At 66.1% G+C, this 21159-nt stretch carries 15 protein-coding genes; 10 read left to right on the top strand and 5 right to left on the bottom strand.

Annotated elements, in window-relative coordinates; translation table 11 throughout:
- Nucleotides 1-6 precede the first annotated feature (6 nt).
- Nucleotides 7-501: a DUF2938 domain-containing protein gene (locus ABT392_RS15780; RefSeq protein ID WP_395385335.1), complete on the bottom strand. Its 495-nt coding sequence runs from the start codon at nucleotides 499-501 to the stop codon at nucleotides 7-9.
- A gap of 82 nt (nucleotides 502-583) precedes the next feature.
- Here ABT392_RS15780 and ABT392_RS15775 point away from each other — a divergent pair, with 82 nt between their 5' ends.
- Together ABT392_RS15775 and ABT392_RS15770 are read left to right on the top strand one after the other, a co-directional pair.
- Nucleotides 584-1021, top strand: a complete 438-nt coding sequence (locus ABT392_RS15775) for a helix-turn-helix domain-containing protein (RefSeq protein ID WP_334278303.1) — start codon at nucleotides 584-586, stop codon at nucleotides 1019-1021.
- 29 nt (nucleotides 1022-1050) lie between these two features.
- On the top strand, nucleotides 1051-1305 hold the full coding sequence (locus ABT392_RS15770; protein ID WP_334278302.1) for a helix-turn-helix transcriptional regulator: 255 nt from the start codon (nucleotides 1051-1053) through the stop codon (nucleotides 1303-1305).
- A 66-nt stretch (nucleotides 1306-1371) separates the two neighbouring features.
- Here ABT392_RS15770 and ABT392_RS15765 read toward each other — a convergent pair whose 3' ends face one another.
- The 3 genes from ABT392_RS15765 to ABT392_RS15755 all read right to left on the bottom strand — a co-directional run bounded on the left by ABT392_RS15765 (nucleotide 1372) and on the right by ABT392_RS15755 (nucleotide 4842).
- Entirely contained in the window at nucleotides 1372-2976 is a 1605-nt protein-coding gene (locus ABT392_RS15765; RefSeq protein WP_395385336.1) for an amidase, read from the bottom strand.
- Nucleotides 2977-3049: 73 nt separating this feature from the next.
- Nucleotides 3050-3268: a hypothetical protein gene (locus ABT392_RS15760; RefSeq protein ID WP_395385337.1), complete on the bottom strand. Its 219-nt coding sequence runs from the start codon at nucleotides 3266-3268 to the stop codon at nucleotides 3050-3052.
- Entirely contained in the window at nucleotides 3265-4842 is a 1578-nt protein-coding gene (locus tag ABT392_RS15755; protein WP_395385338.1) for a tryptophan halogenase family protein, read from the bottom strand. The genes ABT392_RS15760 and ABT392_RS15755 overlap by 4 nt, the downstream gene beginning before the upstream one ends.
- Nucleotides 4843-4995: 153 nt before the next feature.
- Here ABT392_RS15755 and ABT392_RS15750 point away from each other — a divergent pair, with 153 nt between their 5' ends.
- The 5 genes from ABT392_RS15750 (at nucleotide 4996) to ABT392_RS15730 (ending at nucleotide 13962) form a co-directional block, all read left to right on the top strand.
- Nucleotides 4996-6255, top strand: coding sequence for an ROK family transcriptional regulator (locus tag ABT392_RS15750; protein ID WP_395385339.1), 1260 nt, complete (start codon nucleotides 4996-4998; stop codon nucleotides 6253-6255).
- On the top strand, nucleotides 6255-7733 hold the full coding sequence (gene xylB / locus ABT392_RS15745; protein WP_395385340.1) for a xylulokinase: 1479 nt from the start codon (nucleotides 6255-6257) through the stop codon (nucleotides 7731-7733). Before ABT392_RS15750 ends, xylB begins: the two co-directional genes overlap by 1 nt.
- A 27-nt stretch (nucleotides 7734-7760) precedes the next feature.
- A complete protein-coding gene (xylA, locus tag ABT392_RS15740) occupies nucleotides 7761-9080 on the top strand; it encodes a xylose isomerase (RefSeq protein WP_395385341.1) in 1320 nt (439 codons plus the stop codon).
- 189 nt (nucleotides 9081-9269) lie between these two features.
- Nucleotides 9270-12260, top strand: coding sequence for a TonB-dependent receptor (locus tag ABT392_RS15735; protein WP_395385343.1), 2991 nt, complete (start codon nucleotides 9270-9272; stop codon nucleotides 12258-12260).
- 55 nt (nucleotides 12261-12315) lie between these two features.
- Nucleotides 12316-13962, top strand: coding sequence for a DUF5597 domain-containing protein (locus tag ABT392_RS15730; protein WP_395385344.1), 1647 nt, complete (start codon nucleotides 12316-12318; stop codon nucleotides 13960-13962).
- 95 nt (nucleotides 13963-14057) lie between these two features.
- On the opposite strand, the gene ABT392_RS15725 is transcribed toward ABT392_RS15730, so the two are convergent.
- Nucleotides 14058-14549, bottom strand: coding sequence for a hypothetical protein (locus ABT392_RS15725; protein WP_464970818.1), 492 nt, complete (start codon nucleotides 14547-14549; stop codon nucleotides 14058-14060).
- Here ABT392_RS15725 and ABT392_RS15720 point away from each other — a divergent pair.
- Genes ABT392_RS15720 through ABT392_RS15710 form a run of 3 tightly spaced genes read left to right on the top strand, consistent with a single transcriptional unit; the run spans nucleotide 14548 to nucleotide 21157 of the window.
- Nucleotides 14548-16155 carry a beta propeller repeat protein gene (locus ABT392_RS15720; protein WP_464970817.1) on the top strand — a complete coding sequence of 536 codons (1608 nt, stop codon included), beginning with the start codon at nucleotides 14548-14550 and terminating at the stop codon, nucleotides 16153-16155. The two genes, ABT392_RS15725 and ABT392_RS15720, sit on opposite strands and share 2 nt — an antisense overlap.
- Nucleotides 16152-19790 carry a glycosyl hydrolase family 95 catalytic domain-containing protein gene (locus tag ABT392_RS15715; protein ID WP_395385346.1) on the top strand — a complete coding sequence of 1213 codons (3639 nt, stop codon included), beginning with the start codon at nucleotides 16152-16154 and terminating at the stop codon, nucleotides 19788-19790. Before ABT392_RS15720 ends, ABT392_RS15715 begins: the two co-directional genes overlap by 4 nt.
- Nucleotides 19791-19798: 8 nt before the next feature.
- Nucleotides 19799-21157 carry a GH1 family beta-glucosidase gene (locus tag ABT392_RS15710; RefSeq protein WP_395385347.1) on the top strand — a complete coding sequence of 453 codons (1359 nt, stop codon included), beginning with the start codon at nucleotides 19799-19801 and terminating at the stop codon, nucleotides 21155-21157.
- Nucleotides 21158-21159: the final 2 nt, after the last annotated feature.

The raw sequence follows: 21159 nt of genomic DNA, 5'->3' as shown, positions 1-21159 counted from the left end.
GAATGCTCACTGCGCGATGCGCGTGAGGACGAGGGCGGCGAGATAGAGGCCGAAGCCGAACACCGTGTGGTTGGCCAGGCTGCGCAGGCAGTTCTTGATCGGCGTTGCGGTCTTCGACGAAGCAAAGCCGGCGCCCATGGCGGGCTGCATCACCAGCAGCGGCATCACGACCGTGCCGGCGCCGACCAGCACGGCTGGCAACAGGCTCGGCGCTTCGATCCATGCCACGCCCTGAACCAGCATCAGCAGCACAGCGAAGGCGATGCCCACCGCGTAGTGCAGCAACCAGCCCCAGACCAGCTCGCCCGCAACCGGCTCGGCGCGCGCTATCGCTGCATGGGCGAAGCGGCCGCGCAAGAGATGCCCGGCCCAGCGGCCGATGTAGGCAAAGCTCTGCGTCGGCACGCCGAATCGCTTGAGGAAGACGAGCCAGAGGTCCAGCACGGCGGTGGCGCCGATGCCGATCAGGGCGATGCGAACGAGGTCGTGGAGCGATGTCATGGCGGGCCTTTGCTGCTTGACTTGGAGAGGTCGTGAAGCCACTATGCAAGTTGAAGTCAACTTCAAGTCAAGAGGTTTCTGCATGGACATCGCCGAAGTCGCCCGGCGCGCGGGCGTGCCCGCATCGACGCTGCGCTACTACGAGAAGCGGGGGCTGATTTCCTCGCTGGGGCCGGAGGGCGTGCGCCGCCAGTTCGCACCCTCCGTGCTCGACCAGTTGGCGCTGATCGCCCTGGGCCAGGCGGCCGGGCTCTCGCTGGACGAGGTGCACGCCATGCTCTCGCCCAAGGGGCAGCCCACTATCGACAGGCAACTGCTCGCCGCCAAGGCCGATGAGATCGACCTGACGATCAGGCACTTGCGGGCGATGAGCCGCGGCCTGCGCCACGCAGCCGCCTGCCCGGCGCCCAGCCATGCGCAGTGCCCGACCTTCCAGGGCCTCTTGAAGGCCGCTGCCTCGGGCGCGCTGGACCGCCAGCGCCAGGGCCGGGCCCTGAAGCCGGCCGGCCGCAAGACCTGACCCCCAGCACCTGAGGCGAGAATCGCGCCATGGCACAAGGCAAGAGAATTTCCGTGGAGATCAGCGACGACGCCCTCCGCTTGATCACCGAGCTCGGGGCGGCCGCCAGGCAGGCGCGCCTGAAGGCAGGCGAGGGTCAGGCTGCCGCTGCCGCGCGCCTGGGCGTTCATGTGCAGACCATAGGCCGCATCGAATCGGGCGAGCCGGGCGTGGCCATCGGCCATGTGATGGGCCTGCTGGCGCTGTACGGCGTTGCCGTGCAGCTGCCGCCATCGCAAGCCTAGGTCTGCGCCTCGAATCGCAGGAGGCAGCGCGGGTTCGAGGCGCTCGCAGCGGCCTCGTTCGACATTTCAGTTTAGGCCGGTTTCCTGCAGATACCGCGGCGCCTGCAGATGCGGGCTGGCTTGCTCGAAGGCATGGCCCAGGGCGAGTACGCGGGCGTCCTGCCAGGCTTGCGCAGCAAACGAGATACCGACGGGCAGGCCGCCCACCATGCCCATGGGCACGGTGAGGTGCGGATAGCCGGCAATTGCGAACATCGAACCGAAGCCGCCGCCGGTGAAACGGTCGCCGAGCAGGTGGTCGATCGGCCAGGCAATGTTGCCGGTCGGGCCGACGATGGCATCGAGCTTGTGCTCGGCAAACATCGCATCGATGCCCTCCGCGCGAGACAGTCGGCGGCAGTTGGCCAGCGCTTCCAGATAGGCTGGCGCCTCGATGCCTTGCGTTGCTTCTGCGGCCTCCAGGGTTTCCTGCGCGAAGAAGGGCATGGCCTGCTCGGCATGGGCCTTGTTCCAGGCGATCACGTCGGCCAGCGTCTTCACCGGCGCGTCGCTCTGGTAGGCGGCCAGGTACTTGGCCACGCCATCCTTGAGCTCGTGGATCAGCACGGTGAACTCGCCGCGGCGGACCTCGGCGTAGTTCGGAATCACCATCGGGTCGATCAGCACGGCCCCTTGCTCGCGCAGCGTGGCCAGCGCCTTCTCGAACAGCGCCGCCACGGCCGGCTGGTTCGGCACGGCGGCGCGGATGACGCCGATGCGCTTGCCTTGCAAGGATTCGCGCTGCAGGCCGGCCGTGAAGTCGGGCAGCGTGGCTGCCTGCGTGAGCGTGACCGGGTCGGTCGGGTCAGTGCCCGCCATCGCTTGCAGGAGCAGGGCGGCGTCGCGCACATGGCGGACGATGGGGCCGGCCGTGTCCTGGCTGGCCGAGATCGGGATGATGCCGGAGCGGCTCACCAGGCCCACCGTCGGCTTGAAGCCGACCACGCCGCAGGCCTGGGCCGGCGAGCAGATCGAGCCATCGGTCTCGGTGCCCACGGTCAAAGGCGCGAGATGAGCTGCCGCCGCGACTGCCGAGCCGGAGCTAGAGCCGCTGGGGCTGCGGTTCAGCACATGCGGGTTGCGGGTCTGGCCTCCGCGGCTGCTCCAGCCGCTGCTGGAGCGGTTGCTGCGGATGTTTGCCCATTCGCTGAGATTGGTCTTGCCGAGAATGACGGCGCCCGCCGCGCGCAGCCGCTCGACGATGTGCGCATCGCGCTGCGCATGCAGGCCGGCCAAGGCCAGCGAGCCTGCGGTGGTGCTCATCCTGTCGGCGGTGGCGATGTTGTCTTTCAATAGCACCGGGATGCCGTGCAAGGGGCCACGCACGCGAGGTGCCTTCTTGTCACGCCGCTCGGCATCCATGGCGCGGGCCTGCGCGAGCGCATCCGGGTTCAGTTCGATCACCGCGCGCAATTTGGGGCCACGCTGGTTCAGGCCATCGATGCGCTTGAGGCAATGCCGGGTCAGCTCCATGGCGCTCAGCTTGCCGGCCGTCATCGCGGCCTGCAGGCCGGCCACATCCAGCTTGTCCAGGGCCTTGTAGCCCGGTGCGCTTGCCGCCGCAGCGTTCGAGGAGCCGAGGCTGGCGCCGATCACCGCGCCTGCGGCAGTTGCAAAGCTTCTCCGATTCATGGGGCTGCTCATCGCGTCACCTTCCGCGCTCGATTTGAAGAGGCGGATTGTGTCGGATGAACAAGGCCGCCGTTCAGTCCTTCGTGCGAGCCCCGCCACCGGCAGGCGTGCCGAGCGCCGTTGTCCGGGCTTTGGTCGTCTGCTGTGCGTCGCTGCGCCGGACCGAACTCCAGGTCAGCAAGAGGCCAGCCAGCAGCGGCGCATCGTACAGGGCGGGTTGCGCCGGCGCTGCGCGCTGGGCGGTGGCGACGTAGATGCCGAAGCTGCGAATGGCCATGGGTGCTTCCTTCATGCTGTTGCGGACAGGGGTGCCGTGATTGACAGGGGGCCGGCCGTTGGCTCGGCGCGCACATGGCGGTCGATGTAGTCGCCGTGATCGGGCATGGCTGCCACGGTCTGCGCCACTGCGCTGCGCTGGCGCTGGAAATGCTGGCGCAACTGTGTTTCGTCGATGCGCTCCACCAGCGGATCGCCCGCCTCGGGCGTCAGTCCCAGGCCCAGAAAGATGGAAACCCAGGAGGGCTCAGCGAAACCTTCCGGGTCGAGGATGGCTACGCGGCCGGAGGAGCGGAACAGCTCGATCTGGTGCCGCAGCGAATCCGGTATCGGCATGGCCGAGCAGTAGCGCCAGAACTCGGAATCGGTTCGCTTCGTCAGCTTGTAGTGCAGGATGATGAAGTCGCGTACCGATTCGTACTGGAAGGCCATCTTGCGGTTGAACTCGGCCGCCAGGGCGGGTGAGCAATCGCGGTCCGGGAAGAGCTGGATCAGCCGTCCCACGCCGTCCATGATCAATTGGATGCTGGTCGATTCCAGCGGCTCCAGAAAGCCCGAGGCCAGGCCCACGGCCACGACGTTCTTGACCCAGCATTGCCGCCGCCGCCCGGTGGTGAACTGCAGGCGCCGCGGCTGATCAAGCGCTGGCGTATCCAGGCCGACGAGCAATTGCGCCTCGGCCTCGCTGTCGCTGATGAAGTGATTGCAGTAGACGTGGCCATTGCCGGTGCGGTGCTGCAAGGGAATGCGCCATTGCCAGCCGCTGGTCCTGGCGGTCGAGGTGGTGAAGGGCGTGAGCTTGGGCGCTCGCGCGCTCGGCACGGCAAGTGCTGAGTTGCAGGGCAAGTGCTCGCTCCAGTCCTCGTAGCCGGCCTTCATGGCGCCCTCGATCAAGAGGCCGCGAAAGCCTGAGCAGTCGATGAACAGGTCGCCTTCGATGCGGCGGCCGTCTTTCAACTTCACCGCCGCGACGAAGCCGTTGTCGGGCCGCAGCTCCACGTCGACGATGGTGTTCTCGATCCGCGTGACGCCGCGCCGCATCGCGTACTCGCGCAGGTAGGCGGCGTAGAGCCCGGCATCGAAATGGAAGGCGTAGGAATAGGAGCTGGCGGGCGAGGGCTGCTCGCCCTGCGGCGGTGCGAAGCGGTTGTGGCGCGCCATCACGCTGGACGTGGACCAATCTTCATACGACGGCATGCCGCCGTCGCGCTGCAAGCGCAGCCAGTAAAGATAGGCCGAGCGGTTCTCGATGGCCGGCCCGAAGTCGCCGAAGCCGTGGAAGAAGCGCTGGCCGACCTGGCCCCAGTCGCGGAACTCGATGCCCAGCTTGAACGTGCCCTGCGTCCTCTTGATGAAGTCAGTGCCATCCAGGCCGAGTGCGCGGTTGTAGAAGCGAATCGTCGGCAGCGTGGCCTCACCGACGCCGATGGTGCCGATGTCGGGTGACTCGATCAGCGTGATCTCGCAGGCGGTCCTGGGGTCGCGGCGCAGCAACTGCGCCAGCGGCGCGGCGCTCATCCAGCCGGCGGTGCCGCCGCCGACGATGACGATCTTCCTGATCGCCTTGCTGTCCTTGATCTTGTCTTGCATGACCTTGCCTCCGGTTTTGTTCTGGCTGGGCAGAAGCATCCCGCCACTGCCAATTTCGGCGCCTAGGTATTTCCACTTGCTTTATTTCGTTCGACGATCAAACTAATATGCCAGCAAATTCCGGCGGATACAAGCCGGACGCTGGAGACAAGAATGCAAGCCGAATCCGCAGGCAATCAGCAACTGCTGAAGGTCATCAACCGCATGGCGCTGGTGCGCCATCTCTGTGCCAACCCGGGCCTGTCGCGTGCCGACCTGGCCGTGGCCGTGGGCCTGACCAAGTCGACCGTGAGCCTCCTGACTCGCGAGCTGATCGCGGAAGGCTGGCTGGTTGAGCGCGAGGTGGTGGCCACTGGCGATCTGGGCCGTCGTCCGACACCGCTCTTCATTGACCCGAGTCGCCTGCTGCTCCTGGGTGCCGAGGTTGGCGTCGAGTCCGTTCGCGTGGTGGCCACATCGCTGACAGGCGAGGTGAGGGCGCGCACGGTGGCGAGCTACGGCTCCAGTCGCACGGCCAAGGTCTGCATCAACAGCCTGGGCAATGCATTGATCCGCATTGGCAAGCAGTTGGAAGATGCGCACCAGCAGGTCATCGGCATCGGCGTCGGCCTGCCGGGCGGCGTGGATGAATCAAGCGGCCATCTGCATTTCGCGCCCAACCTTGGCTGGCGCGACGTGCCATTCGGCCTGCTGCTGAAAGACAAGCTGCAGGGATCGCCGCTAGAAGGCGTGCCGCTGCTGCTGCAGAACGAAGCAGATGTCGCGGCGCTGGGCGAGATGGAGTTCAACCCCTCGCCGACCACGGACCCGCTGCTCTACGTCTCAATCAACCAGGGTGTGGGCGCGGGCGTGATCGTTGGCGACCGACTGCTCACTGGCCGCCGCGGCTTTGCCGGGGAAGTGGGCCACATGGTCCTGCAGGTCAACGGCCCCTTGTGCTCCTGCGGTCGCCGTGGTTGCGCCGAAGCCTTGATCGGCTTGCGCGCCATGCTGGGTCAGCAGGGTGAAGCCGCTACACCGGTGCCTGCGCTTTCATCGCTGGGCGAGATTCAGCAGCGCCTGGGCGATCAGGAGGCGGGCACGGTGGCCGCGGTCAACAAGGCGGGCGCCTATCTCGGCGTGCTCCTGCAGAACCTGGCAACGGCCTATGACCCCGCCTGCATCGTGCTGGGTGGATCGGTGGTCGAGCTGGGCGACGCCTTCCTTGCGCCCGCGCTGAGCACGCTCAACGAGTACGCGGCGGCCGCCAATCTGGAGCCGCCTGTCGTGCAGACCTCGCGCTTCGGTGCTGACGCCGTCGCTGTGGGCGCGGCCGCCCTGGCGCGCTTCCGCCTGACCCGGCCGGTGATTCCTTCGAGCTCCAGCAGCAAGGCGCAAGCCGACAGCAGCGTGACCGAGTCCGAAAGCAACTGATGTTTCTCGGCATCGACCTCGGCACCTCGGAAGTCAAGCTGCTGCTGCTCGACGAGGCCGGAGGCCTCGTCGGCCAGGCGGGTGCGCCGCTTTCGGTGTCGCGGCCTCAGCCGCTGTGGTCCGAGCAGGATCCGCAAGCCTGGTGGCGGGCCACCGAGCAGGCCGTGGCGAAGCTGCGCCAAGACTTTCCCGGGCTGCTGGCGCAGGTTCGTGCCATCGGTCTCTCCGGCCAGATGCATGGTGCGGTCCTGATGGACGCACGGGGTCGGGTCTTGCGCCCTGCCATCCTCTGGAACGATGGTCGCAGCCATCTCGAATGCGAGGAGCTGACCGCCAGCACGCCGCGCCTGCACGAGATCGCCGGCAACCTGGCCATGCCCGGCTTCACGGCGCCCAAGCTCCTGTGGGTGAAGAAGCATGAGCCGGCGCTGTTCGCTCAAGTGGATTGCGTGTTGCTGCCCAAGGATTGGCTGCGTTGGCAGTTGACGGGCGAGAAGGTCTCGGAACCTTCGGATGCGGCCGGCACGCTGTGGCTTGATGTGGCCGCGCGCGATTGGTCCGATGAGCTCCTGGGCGCCTGTGGCCTGAGCCGCGCGCAGATGCCGCGCCTCGTTGAAAGCAATCAAGCCTCGGGCGTTCTGAAGCCGGCGCTCGCCATGGCTTGGGGCCTGGGCCCGGATGTTGTGGTGGCCGGCGGTGCGGGAGACAACGCAGCGAGTGCCATCGGCATCGGTGCCACAGCGCCAGGCGACGGCTTCATCTCCTTGGGCACGTCGGGCGTGCTCTTCGTTGTCAATGACCGCTACCGCCCGAACCCGCAATCGGCGGTGCACGCCTTCTGCCATGCGCTTCCGGCACGTTGGCATCAGATGAGCGTGATGCTCTCGGCGGCGAGCTGCCTGAAATGGTTTGTGAACTTCAGCGGCGCCAGCGATGAAGCCGCGCTGCTGGACGAGGTGGCTGCCTTGCCGCAAGCATCGCTGATGCAGGCGCCGATCTTCCTGCCCTACCTGGCCGGCGAACGCACGCCTCACAACAACCCATTCGCGACAGGGGTGTTCCATGGCCTGGGCCATGAATCGAACCGCGCGCTGTGCGGCTACTCGGTGCTCGAGGGTGTGGCCTTCGCTCTTGCCGACGGCCTGGCCGCACTGCAAGCGGCGGGCACCGAAGTGCAGTGCCTCTCCCTGGTGGGTGGCGGCGCACGCAGCGCGCTGTGGGCTCAGTTGATTGCCGACGTCTTGCAGGTCGAGATCGTCGTTCATGCCGGCAGCGACGCGGGTGGCGCGCTCGGCGCTGCACGCCTGGGCTGGATGGCCGCCGGCGGTGATGCGGCCGCGGTTTGCCGCAAGCCCGAGGTCGCGGCCCGCTACCAACCTAATCCATCCAATGAAAACCCTTTGCAGGAGCGCCTGCAGCGCTTCCGCGAGATCTATCGCCGGCTCCAGACGCTGACACCTCTGCGCAGTGTGGCCTGAGCGGCGAAGCACCCAAGACCTATCGAAATGAAAAGCTATTTCCACGACATACCGGCCATCCAGTACCGCGGCCTCGACAGCGCCAGCCCGCTGGCCTTCCGCCATTACGACAAGGACCGCATGGTGCTCGGCAAGCGCATGGAAGACCACCTGCGCTTCGCCGTCTGCTACTGGCACACCTTCTGCTGGACCGGGCTCGACCCCTTCGGCAGCGGCACCTTCCAGCGCCCCTGGTTCGAAGGCGCCACGCCGATTGAACTGGCCAGGCAGAAGGCCGATGCGGCATTCGAGTTCTTCCAAAAGCTCGGGGCTCCCTACTACTGCTTCCACGACCGCGATGTGGCCCCCGAAGGCGCCACGCCGCGCGAAAGCCAGGAGAACTTTGCGCGCATGGTTGACGTGCTCGGTGAGCATCAGCAGCGCACCGGCGTGAAGCTGCTGTGGGGCACGGCCAATCTGTTCAGCCACCGCCGCTTCATGTCCGGCGCAGCGTCCAACCCCGATCCGGCGCTGTTCGCGATGGCGGCGTTGCAGGTGCGCGATGCGCTGGACGCGACCATCAAGCTCGGCGGCGAGAACTACGTGCTGTGGGGTGGCCGTGAAGGCTATGAAACCCTGCTCAACACCCGCATGAGCCAGGAGCTGGACCAGCTCGGCCGCTTCCTCGCCATGGTGGTGGAGCACAAGCACAAGCGTGGTTTCAAGGGCGCGATCCTGCTGGAACCCAAGCCGCGCGAGCCCTCCAAGCACCAGTACGACTTCGACACCGCCAGCGTCTACGGCTTCCTGAAGCGCTACGGCCTGGAGAACGAGGTCAAGGTCAACCTCGAAGCCAACCACGCCACGCTGTCGGGCCACAGCTTCGAGCATGAGATCGCCACCGCTTCGGCGCTGGGCATCCTCGGCAGCATCGACATGAACCGCGGCGACCCGCAGCTGGGCTGGGACACCGACCAGTTCCCCAACAACGTGCCCGAGATCGCGCTGGCGCTGTACTACATCCTCCAGCAGGGCGGCCTCGGCTCCGGCGGCCTGAACTTCGACGCCAAGGTGCGCCGCCAGTCGATCGATGCGGTCGACCTGTTCTACGGCCATATCGGCGGCATGGACGTCTGCGCCCGCGGCCTGCTGATCGCCGAACAGATGATCAGCGACGGCCGCCTCAAGGCCGCCGTCGACACCCGCTATGCCGGCTGGGACACGGCGGTGGGCCAGGACATCCTGATCGGCCGCGTCTCGCTCGAGCAACTCGCCGAGCGCGTGCTGGCCGCCAACACCGATGTGCAGCCGCAGTCCGGCCGCCAGGAGTACCTCGAGAACCTGGTCAACCGCTTCTGCGGTGCCTGATGCGCGACCCCATGACTTTCACCGATTTCCGTTCTATGCGGTGCCGGCCCCTCTGGCTGCACCCGATGCGATGTTGAGCCGCTGAGTTCATCGGCCAATCAAACACAGTCCCGGCCGCGCCGCCCTGCAGGCGTCGCGAGCTGGCCGAAGAGGGACAAGTCCTGAGCCAATAAAACACAGGAGACAAACATGAAAAGATTCCATAGAACTGCCATCTCGTTGGCGGCGGCCCAATCAGCCCTGCTGCTCAGCGGCCTGGCGCAAGCGCAAACCGCGCCCGCCGCGCCGCCGGCCGATCCCAAGGTGCAGAAGGTCGAGTCGGTCGTCGTGACCGGCCGCCGTGCTGCCCTGCAATCGGCGCAGAAGACCAAACAGGATGCCGACGAGATCGTCGACTCCATCGTGGCCGACGACATCGGCAAGCTGCCTGACCGCTCGATCACCGAGGTGCTGCAGCGGGTGGTCGGCGTGACCATTGACCGCACGATGGCCAAGAACGACCCCGAGCACTATTCGGTGGAAGGTTCAGGCGTCAACATCCGCGGCCTGTCCTATGTGCGCTCCGAGATCAATGGCCGCGACACCTTCTCGGCCAACGGTGGCCGTGCGCTCAACTTCGAAGACGTGCCGCCGGAGCTGATGGCTGCGGTGGATGTCTACAAGAATCCTTCTGCCGTGCAGATCGAGGGCGCCATCGGCGGCCTGGTGAACCTGCGCACCGCGCTGCCGTTCGATCACCCCGGCTTCAAGGCCGGCATCACGGTCAGCGGCGGCTACAACGCGCTGCAGAAGAAGTGGAGCCCGAGCGGCTCGGGCCTGGTGTCCAACCGCTGGATGACGGATGCCGGCGAATTCGGTGCCCTGCTGAGCCTGGCTCGCAGCAAGAGCAGCACCCGAACCGACCTTTGGCAGGTCGAGCCCTACTACAAGGTGGACGGCACGCATTGGGTGCCCAAGGGCGCGCAGTGGCGCGACTCGAACTTCGACCGCACGCGCGACGGCACCTACGCCGCCCTGCAGTGGCGCAAGAACGATGTCAGCAGCTCCTTGACCTTCTTCGAATCCAAGTACCGCATGCAGTGGGATGAGAACGCGCTGTTCGCGCAGTCCAACCCCTGGAACCTGCAGATCGGCAGCGGTGCCAGCTACGGCCCCAATGGCCAGTTGCTGAAGGGCACGCTGACCGCGCCGGCCGATGGTGGCGTGAACTTCGGTGCCGACACCCGCTTCATGACCCGCGACTCGCGCACCCGCGACCTCGGCTGGAACCTGAAGTGGAAGGCCAGCGATGCCTGGAGCTTCAGCACCGACCTGCAAGTGGTGAAGTCCAAGACCGCCGGTTTCGACTCCACGGTGGCCACCGGCCTACAGATGCCCAAGGAAACGCTGGACCTCTCCGGCTCGCTGCCGCGCGTGGTCTTCGACGCCTCCGACCTGGCCGCGCTGCAGAACAAGGCCAACTACTACTGGGCGTTCACCATGGAACACCTGGACAAGAGCACGGCCGAGTCCAAGTCCTGGCGCCTGGACGCGAAGTACAACATCGACCATCCGGTGATGCAGGACCTGCAGTTCGGCCTGCGCCTGAGCGACCGCGACGCGACCACCGTGCAGACACCGGGCGGCTACCACTGGGCCGGCATCACGCAGACCTGGCAGCAGGGCTGGGACATCAGCGGCCTGGCCCGCCTTAACGACCCGCGCTTCAATGCGCCGACCCGTCTGCATGAGTTCAAGAACTTCTTCGGCGGCCAAAGCGTGCCCGGCATCTATGTGCCTGACGTCTCGCTGGCGCAAGGATTCCCGGAAACCTACGCCAAGCTGCAGAAGTACCACGACGTGCTCTGCGCCGAGCAGGCTGCTGCGCAAGGCTGGAGCAGCGGTTGCGCCACCTGGCAGCCGTCCACCTTTGGCACCGACCCCTCGGGCAGCAACGAGCAGCATGAGCGCACCCAGGCTGCCTATTCGCAATTGCGCTTCGATCTCGAGTCGATGCACATGCCGGTCGATGGCAACGTCGGCGTGCGCGTCGTCCGCACCGACATGAAGGCCAATGGCTACACGGTGTTCACCAGCAATGCGCCGGTGTTGCAGCCGGGCCAGGTCTTTGGCGGAACCGGCTTGCCTTTGATCGCCAGCTTCAGGAAGCCCATGGAGGCAGCCCAGGTCTATACCGATGTGCTGCCCAGCCTGAACCTGCGCTACAAGGTCAGCCCGGAGCTGCAGTTCCGCGTGGCGGCGGCCAAGGCCGTGGCGCGGCCTGACTTCTCGCAGATGCAGGCCTACACGACGCTGTCGATGGACACGACCCAGCACACGACAGGCAGCACACTGGTGATCGACTCTGTCAGCCTGACCGGCTCGGCCAGTGGCAATCCGCTCCTGAAGCCGGTCAAGTCCAACCAGATCGACTTTACCGGCGAGTGGTACTTCTCGAAGACCGGCTCCTTCACGGTGGCGCTGTTCGACAAGGAACTGAGCGACGTCATCGTCAACCAGTCGTCGATCTTCCAGGTGCCCGATACCGCAGGCAAGCTGCAGAACTTCGCGGTCACCTCGCCGGTCAATGGTGCCAAGGGCTATGCGCGAGGCGTGGAGATTGCGTTCCAGCGCTACCTCGACATGCTGCCGGGCTGGATGTCGGGCCTCGGGGTGCAGGTCAACTACACCTTTGTTGACAGCAAGACCAAGCTCTACAACCCGGTCACCGGCACCTTCTGCGCCGGCACCGACGGAGGTGCAGCCAACCTGAACCTCAACATCAACGGTTGCGATACCGACGGCCGGGCCTTCGGCAACATGCCGCTGCAGAACCTGTCCAAGCAGGCCTACAACCTGGCGCTGCTGTACGACTGGGGTCAGTTCTCGGCACGCCTGGCCTACAGCTGGCGCTCCAAGTATCTGCAAGGCATCAACATCAACGGCACGCGCGGTGGCGATGGCAAGCTGGCCAATGGCAACAGCGTGGCCTGGGCCTTGCCGACCTGGAGCGACTCCTACGGCCAGGTGGATGGTGGCGTGACCTACCGCGTCACCGACAAGTTCAGCGTCAGCCTGGAAGGGCAGAACCTGAACAATGCGCTGGCCAGGCAGTTGATGCAGCAGCAGATCGGCATGATGACGCGCGGTGTCAACTACACGGGCCGGCGTTATGTGATGCAGGCCAGCTACACGTTCTGATCGGTGGCAACGGCCCGGCGGCGTGCCACGCTGCCGGGCCCATTCAACACTCCTGATGAAGAAACATTCCTTCCTCGTCGCCGCCCTGGCCGCGTTGCTTGCACTGCAGCCCGCGCGTGCGGCAGAAGCACCGCGCCTGGTCGAGCGAGACGGCCGCCATGCTTTGATGGTGGACGGCGCGCCCTTCCTGATGCTTGGCGCGCAGGTCCACAACTCGAGCAACTATCCGGCGGCCTTGAAGAAGGTTTGGCCGGCCGTGAAGGCCATGCAGGCCAACACGGTGGAAGTTCCGGTGGCCTGGGAGCAGGTGGAGCCGGTCGAAGGCAAGTTCGACTTCAGCTTCGTCGATATCTTGGTGGCCGAGGCGCGGCAGAACCAGGTGCGCCTGGTGCTGCTGTGGTTTGCGACCTGGAAGAACACCAGCCCGCAGTACGTGCCGGCCTGGGTCAAGTTCAACAACCAGCGCTTCCCGCGCATGGTGGGTCCGGACGGCAAGACCAGCTACTGCCTCTCTCCGCTGGGCGATGAAACGCTGAAGGCGGATAAGCGCGCCTTCGTCGCCTTGATGACGCACCTGAAGAAGATCGACCAGGACCGGCACACTGTCATCATGGTTCAGGTCGAGAATGAAGTCGGCACCTGGGGCCTGGTGCGTGATTTCGGCGCCAAGGCGCAGGCCGCCTTCGAGCAGGATGTGCCTACTGCCGTGCTGGCGCGCAAGAAGGCGCCGGTGCCGGGCGCAGCCTCGGGTAACTGGCGCGCGGTCTATGGCGACTATGCCGACGAGTATTTCCACGCCTGGGCCATGGCACGCTATATCGGCGAGATCGCCAAGGCCGGCCGCGCCGCCTACGACCTGCCGCTGTTTGTCAACAACGCCCTGCGCGACCAGGTGGCGCCGATCAAGCCGTGGAACAGCGACTTCGCCGCCGGCGGCCCGAACTACGACGTGATCGACATCTACAAGGCAGCGGCACCGGACATCGATATCGTCGCGCCCGACATCTACAACCCGGACGCCAGGCAGTTCGCCGCCACGCTGAACAACTTCCAGCGCCGCGACAACGCACTCTTCGTGCCCGAGATCAGCAATGCGGCACCCTATGCGCGCTACTTGTACGGCATTCTTGGCCGCGGCGCGATTGGCGTGGCGCCCTTTGGTGTCGAGGACTCGGACTACAGCAACTATCCGCTCGGCGCCAAGCTGACCGACGCGCGCATGCTCGCGCCCTTCGCGCCCATCTATGCGGCTTTCGGCAATGTGCAGCGCCAATGGGCCCGCTGGGCTCTTGAAGGCCGCACGCACGGCGCGGTGGAAGGCGAAGACCACGGTGATCAGAGCATTGCAATGAAGGGCTGGAAGGCCAACATCAGCTTCGGCCAATGGCAGTTCGGTGAAAAGGAATGGCCTTCCAACGCCAAGGAAGCGCCGCCGCAGGCCGGGCAACTGCTCGGAGGCGTGGCGATTGCGCAGATCGCTGACGACGAGTTCGTCATCATTGGCCAGCATGCGCGCGTGCGCATCGAGCCGACGGCGCTGCAAGGCAAGCTGGGCTCCATGATTGCCAGCGCCGAAGAAGGCCGCTTCGACGCTACCGGCCGCTGGGTGATGGAGCGCCGCTGGAATGGCGACCAGGTCGATTGGGGCTTGAACCTGACGGCGCGCCCGGTGATCCTCAAGGTCAAGATGGGGCGGTACTGAGCATGGGCCTGCAGCGTCGTCAGTTCGTGCAGGGCGCGGGAATGGGGCTCTTGCTGGGCTCGGGGGTGAGCGCGCAAGCACAGCCCATCGCGAGTTCATATGCCTGGAAGAGCGTTCCTTTCGGCGGCGGCGGCTTCGTCGACGGCTTCGTGTTCCATCCGCGCGAGCCGGGCCTGCTCTATGCGCGCACCGACATCGGTGGCGCCTACCGTTTCGATGCTGCCAGCCAGTCCTGGCTGCCGCTCCTGGACCATCTCTCCAAGGCCGATGCTGACCTGATGGGCGTCTTGAGCCTGGCGCTTGATCCGAATGCGCCCGAGCGGCTCTACCTGGCTTGCGGTCTCTACCTCGGCAGCTGGGCGCGCGATGGCGCGCTGCTGGTCTCGGACGACCGGGGCGCCAGCTGGCGCGTGCATGAGCTGGGCATCAAGCTCGGCGGCAATGAACCCGGCCGAGGCACCGGCGAGCGGCTGCAGGTCGATCCGCAGCGCGGCGATGTGCTGCTGCTGGGCACGTCGCAGGATGGCTTGCTGAAAAGCGAGGACCGCGGCCGCACCTTCAGCAAGCTGGACCTGGCCGTCAAGCATGTTCTCGCTGCTGCTGTTCGACGCAGCCAGCGGCACGCCCGTCAAGGGCTGCCAGACCGTCTACGCTGGCAGCCACGACAAGCCTGGCCTCTATGCTTCCAACGACGGCGGCGCGAGCTTCAAGCGCGAGGCCGGTGCGCCCGAGCAGGTGCCGCAGCGCGCCGTGTTCGGGCCGGATGGCACGCTCTATGTCACCTTTGCCATGGGACCGGAGGCCCTCGCCAGCAACCCGGGCAATGCCAAGTCCGGTGGCGTCTGGAAGCGGGACCGCAGCGGCCGCTGGAGCGACATCACGCCCGTTCGGGCAGGCGGCTTCGGCTACTCGGGGCTGGATGTGGACGCCAGGCAAGCCGGCCGCCTGATCGCCTCGACCATGGAGCGCTGGAGCGAGGGCGACGAAGTCTTTCTCTCGACCAACGATGGCGCGAGCTGGACGCCGCTGAGCAAGCGCTCCAGGCACGACAGCAAGCCCTACCCCTGGCTCGCCAACTACACGCGCGGTGAAGACCGCATGGGCCATTGGATCTCGGACCTGAAGCTCGACCCTTTCAACGGCCAGCGCGCGCTCTACGGCACGGGCTTCGGCTTGTGGATGACGCAGGGACTGGGCGAAAGCACGATCAAGTGGGACTTCACCGTCGCCAATCTGGAAGAAACAGCGACGCTGGAGATCAGGAGCCCCTCGGGCGGCGTGACCTTGCTGGGCGCGATGGGCGATGTGTCCGGTGCGGCCTGGGACGATGTGGGCAAGACACCCGGCGCCGGTCTGTTTGCACCGAGTTCGGAAACCAACCGCTCGGTGGACTTCGCGCAACTGGAGCCGCGCATCCTCGCTCGCACGTCCGACGGCGCGCCCAGCGGCGGCTATTGCTCACTCGATGGCGGCGCGAGCTGGCGGCCTTTTGGCGCGTCGCCCCGCATGGCGAAGAACGCGCAGGGCCACAGCGCATCGACCGGCCATGTCGCCGTCTCGGCCAAGGGCGGCTTCTTCCTCTGGGTGCCCGAGAAGCAGGCAGCCCTATGCTCGCGCGATCGCGGCAAGAGCTGGCAGCTGGCGAATGGCTGGCCGGCCGCGCGCGATGTGCCGCTGCTGCCGGTGGCCGACCGCACGGTCGAAGGCGTGTTCTATGTGCACGACCGTGGCGCGGGCCAGATCCTGGTCAGCGTGGACGGCGGGCAGAACTTCGCGCCGGCCATCACCGGTCTGCCCAAGGTGGAGCATTGGCAGTCTTCGCAGCTGATCTGCGCGCCTGGCGCGCTGCGTGATCTGTGGCTGGCCTTGCCCGATCAACTGGTGCATTTCGCCGGCGTCGACAAGCCGGCGAGAACGCTCAAGGCGGTGGTCGAACCATGGATGATTGCCCTGGGCAAGTCGGCGACCGAGGGTGGCTATCACAGCCTCTATGTCTGGGGCCGGGTGGTGGTGGCTTCGACCGTCAGCGAAGGCCTGTTCCGCTCGGACGACGGTGGTGCGAGCTTCCTGCGCATCAATGACGATGCGCACCGCTACGGCCGCCTGTTGTCGATGACGGCCGACCCGATCGAGCATGGCACGCTGTACCTGGCGCCGCATGGGCGGGGCGTGATCATGGGCCGGCCGCGATGAGATGCCTGGCCGTCCTCCTGCTGTTGCTTGCCGGGCCGATCTCAGCCGCGGCGCTGAGCCTGCGCTACGACAAGCCGGCGGCCGAAACCGCCAGGGGCTGGGAGCAGGAGGCCTTGCCCATCGGCAACGGCCGCATCGGCGGCATGCTGTTCGGCCAGCCGGCGCGCGAGCATCTGCAGTTCAACGACATCACGCTGTGGACGGGCGATGCGCAGACCATGGGTGCCTATCAGCCCTTTGGTGATGTGCTCGTCGAGCTGCAGGGTCACGAGGGCGCGGTCACGGACTACCGCCGTGAACTGGAGATCGATCGCGCTCGGCACCTCGTTGGCTACACGCTCGGCGGTGTGCACTTCCAGCGTGAGGCCATCGCCAGCCATCCGGCCCAGGTCATCGTTCTGCGCTTCACGGCCGATGTCAGGGGCCAGCACAGCGGCGTGATCCGGTTGACGGACATGCATGACGCCCGGATCAAGGCGACCGCGAACGGTCTTCAAGCCAGGGGTTCGCTGCCCTTGATGCAGTACGCCAGCCAGCTGCAAGCGCAATGCGAAGGCGGCACGGTGAGTGCCGACGGCGACAAGCTGGCCTTCAGGAACTGCGATTCGCTGACCGTGATCCTGGCCGCGGGCACCAGCTACCTGGCGGAGGCGGCACGAAGCTTCCGCGGCGCTGATCCGACAGCACGTGTGGCGGCTCAGCTAGCTGCTGCCGCAAAGAGGAACTGGAAGCAGCTGAAGGCCGAGCATGAACGGGACTTCGGCCAGCTGTTCGGCCGCGTTGCCATCGACCTCGGCAGCAGCGCCGCCTCTCGCCGCGCGCTGAGCACCGATGCGCGCATCGCCGCCTATACCGTCAAGGGCGAGGACCCGGAACTCGAAGCCTTGCACTTCCAGTTCGGCCGCTACCTGCTGATTTCCAGCTCGCGCGACTCCTTGCCGGCCAATCTGCAGGGCCTGTGGAACAACAGCAAGACGCCGCCCTGGAACTCGGACTATCACACCAACATCAACCTCCAGATGAACTACTGGCCGGCAGGCCCGGCGAACCTTTCGGAGCTGGCGCAGCCGCTCCTGAAGTTCGTGCAGAGCCAGGTGCCGGTGTATCGCCAGGTTGTTGCGGATCGGGCCGCCTTGGCGGCAAGGGATCCGGGCAGGCTGCCGCCAGAGATCGTGCCCTGGGGCGAGACGTTCCAGCCACCGGCCGAGACCTTCCTGCGCGCCGACGGCAAGCCGGTGCGCGGCTGGGCGGTGCGCACCGAGAGCAACCCCTTCGGCGCCCTGGGCTACCTCTGGAACAAGACCGGCAACGCCTGGTATGCCCAGCATTTCTGGGAACAGTACGCATTCACGCAGGACCGCGAGTTCCTGCGCCGCGTGGCCTATCCGCTGATGAAGGAAGTCTGCCTGTTCTGGCAAGACAGCCTGAAGGCCTTGCCTGATGGAAGGCTGGTCGCGCCGCAAGGTTGGTCGCCCGAGCATGGGCCGGTGGAAGACGGCATCAGCTACGACCAGCAGATCCTCTGGGACCTGTTCCACAACACGGTGGAAGCGGCCGGTGTGCTGGGCGCCGACAAGGAATTCCGACAGCAGATCGCCAGCCTGCGTGACCGCCTGGCCGCGCCGCGTGTCGGCCGCTGGGGCCAACTGCTGGAATGGCTGAACGAGAAGACCGATGACCCGGTGCTCGACACGCCGAAGGACACGCACCGCCATGTCTCGCATCTGTTCGCGCTGTTCCCGGGCCGGCAGATTTCGCTCCTGCGAACACCGTCGCTGGCCGCTGCCGCACGCAAGACACTGGAGGCGCGGGGTGACGCCGGCACCGGCTGGTCCATGGCCTGGAAGATGGCTTTCTGGGCGCGCCTGCAAGATGGCGATCACGCCTACCGCATGCTGCGCGGTCTGCTCGCCCAGCCCGGCGCTCGGGCAGCCGAAATGTTGACCCCTGGCCGGTCGCCTTGCGACCTGCTGTCCCCCGAGGGGACCGCTGCTTGCTCGGGGCGGCCCGTCGCTGCGCAGCAATCAAGCACCGGCACCGAATCGAACAACGCCGGCGGCACGTATCCGAACCTGTTCGACGCCCATCCGCCGTTCCAGATCGATGGCAACTTCGGCGCCACGGCGGCGCTGGCCGAGATGCTGGTGCAGTCGCACGAGGGCGAGATTCATCTGCTGCCGGCCCTGCCAACGGCCTGGCCCGATGGTTCGGTCAAGGGCTTGCGGGCGCGAGGCGGTTTCGAGGTGGACATGAGCTGGCGCGCCGGCCTGCTGCAGTCCGCGACGGTGCGCTCGGTGGCGGGAGCGGGCGGTGGCAGGCTGCGCTACCAAGACAAGGTGATCGACCTGAAGCTCAAGCCCGGCCAGCGTCTGCAGCTCACCACCGAACTTCAAGTCAGCGAGTTGCCAATCTTTGCCGGGAAGCCGCGTGCCGGATGGCATATCACCGTGGCCGACTTTGAAGGCAGCAGTGAATTGACGGGCAACGCCGCCCTGGTACCCAAGCCTGCGCTGGCCCGCGTGCCGGCCAGCGAGGTTGGCGCCCGCCTGAGCGGCGACGCCTTGACGATGCACTGGAAGCAGTCCTGGTTCGCCGCCGTGCGCATCGAAGGCGGCAAGCCGCTGGACCTGCGCGACTACCTGCCGCGCGGCACGCTGGAGCTGGAGCTGAACGTGGTCGACATGGCCAAGGGCGGCCTGAACTTCTCGATGAGCTGCGGCGAGAACTGCACGCGCAAGCTCAACAAGGTCTTGCCCTCGCGCACCTGGGCCGGCAAGGGCTGGCAGCGAGTTTCACTTGCCCTGAGCTGCTTTGCGCGCGAGGGCGACAACTTCGGCGCAGTGACCCAGCCCTTCTCGCTGGAGTCCAGCGGCACCGGGGAAGCCGCCGTGCGCAATGTACGTTTCAAGAAGGAAGGAAAACCGACCATGGATTGCCCGGACTACCGTACGCAGTCGGTCACGCCGGAGACCTTGAACCAGGTGTGGTCGGTCGACTGGTGGCTGCCCCGTCACGAGCAGAAGCTGGCGGAGAACGCCAGGCGCAAGGCCGCTGGCGAACGCAGCGAACTGGTCTTCGTCGGTGACTCGATCACGCAAGGGTGGGAAGACGTGGGCCTGCCAGTCTGGAACGAGTATTTCAAGCGCTACAACGCGGTGGACCTGGGCTTTGGCGGCGACAAGACCGAGAACGTCCTGTGGCGCTTGCAGCATGGCGAGCTCGACGGCCTGGATCCCAAAGTGGCGGTCTTGATGATAGGCACCAACAACACCGGCGACCGCCAGGAAGACCCTCGCACCACGGCCGCCGGCATCCGAAAGATCATCGGCGAGCTGCGTCAACGGCTGCCGAACACCCGCGTGCTCTTGCTCGCCGTCTTCCCGCGTGACGAGAAGGCTGACGGTGCGCTGCGGGCAATCAACAACGGCATTAACGCGCTGATCGCCGGCTTTGCCGATGGCGACAAGGTGCATTTCCTGAACATCGAGAAAGCGCTGATGAATGCGGACGGCACGCTGTCGGCCGACGTCATGCCCGACTGGCTGCACCTGAGCGAGAAGGGCTACCGCCTTTGGGCCATCAGCATGCAGCCGACCCTGGACAAGCTGCTGGCGCTGCCGCCTCTGAAACCCTGAACCCTTCCATGAGCACGATCACCTACTCCAGCCCTTTCCCCGATTCCTTCCTGTTCGGCGCGGCCGCCGCAGCAGCACAGATCGAGGGCGCGGCCTTTGAAGACGGCAAGGGCGAGTCCATCTGGGACCGCTTTGCCCGAGTGCCCGGCAAGGTGCACGACGACGACACGCTGGATGTTGCCTGCGACCACTACCACCGCTTCGATGAAGACTTTGCCCTGATGGCCTCGCTCGGCATCAAGAGCTACCGGCTCTCGATCTCCTGGCCGCGCATCTATCCGCAAGGCGATGGCGCGCTGAACCAGGCCGGCCTGGACTTCTATCACCGCCTGTTTGCCAGCATGGTGCGCCATGGCATCACGCCCTGGGTCACGATGTTCCATTGGGACCTGCCGCAGGCGCTGGAAGACCGCGGCGGCTGGACCTCGCGCGAAACGGTGGCCGCCTTTGCCCGCTATGCCGACACCGTGGTGCAGGCCTTTGGCGGCGTGGTCAAGCACTGGATCACGCTCAACGAGATCCGCTGCTTCACCTGGCTGGCCTATGGCGCCGGCAGCAAGGCACCGGGCCGGCGCGAAAGCGAAGCGGTGGTCAACCAGACCATCCATCACGCGCTGATCTGCCACGGCCACGGCGTGCGTGCCGTGCGCCAGTACGGCGGCGCGGGTGCGCGCGTGGGGCTGACCGACAACTGCGATGTGTCGGTGCCCGTGACCGAGACGTCGCAAGACATTGCCGCCGCCAAGGCCTGGTTCGTCGAGAAGAACCAGCACATCCTCGGTGCGATTCACGCCAAGGGCTATGTGCAGGCCTACCTGGATCGCGTGGGCAGTGATGCACCGCAGGTGCTGCCCGGCGACTTCGACCTGATCAGCCTGCCGACAGATTTCCACGGCCTCAACATCTACACCGCCACCTATGTGCGCGCCGGCAGGGACGGCAAGCCTTATGAGGCCTTGGGCCTGCCGCCCAACTATCCCCGCGCCGACAGCCCCTGGCTGAACCTGGTGCCGCAGGCAATCTACTGGGCGCCGCGCATGTGCCAGGAGCTCTATGGCCATCGGTCGATCTACATCACCGAGAACGGCTGCGGCTACAACGACGAGCCCCTGGTCGGCGGTGAAATCATCGACCTGCACCGGCGCGATTTCCTGCGCAACCATCTGCGCGAGATTCATCGCGCGATTGCCGATGGCGTGCCTATCGACGGCTACTTTCTGTGGTCCTTCATCGACAACTATGAATGGGAAGACGGCTACCAGCGCCGTTTCGGTATCGTGCACTGCAATTACGAAACCCAGGTGCGCACACCGAAACTCTCGGCCCGCTACTACGCCGACGTGATCCGGCAGCGCCAGATTCTTTGAAG

This window comes from Paucibacter sp. JuS9 (assembly GCF_044043925.2).
GTDB lineage: Bacteria > Pseudomonadota > Gammaproteobacteria > Burkholderiales > Burkholderiaceae_C > JAUASW01.
Note: the sequence above shows the minus strand (reverse complement) of the source record. Positions and strands in the feature narration are given on the sequence as shown.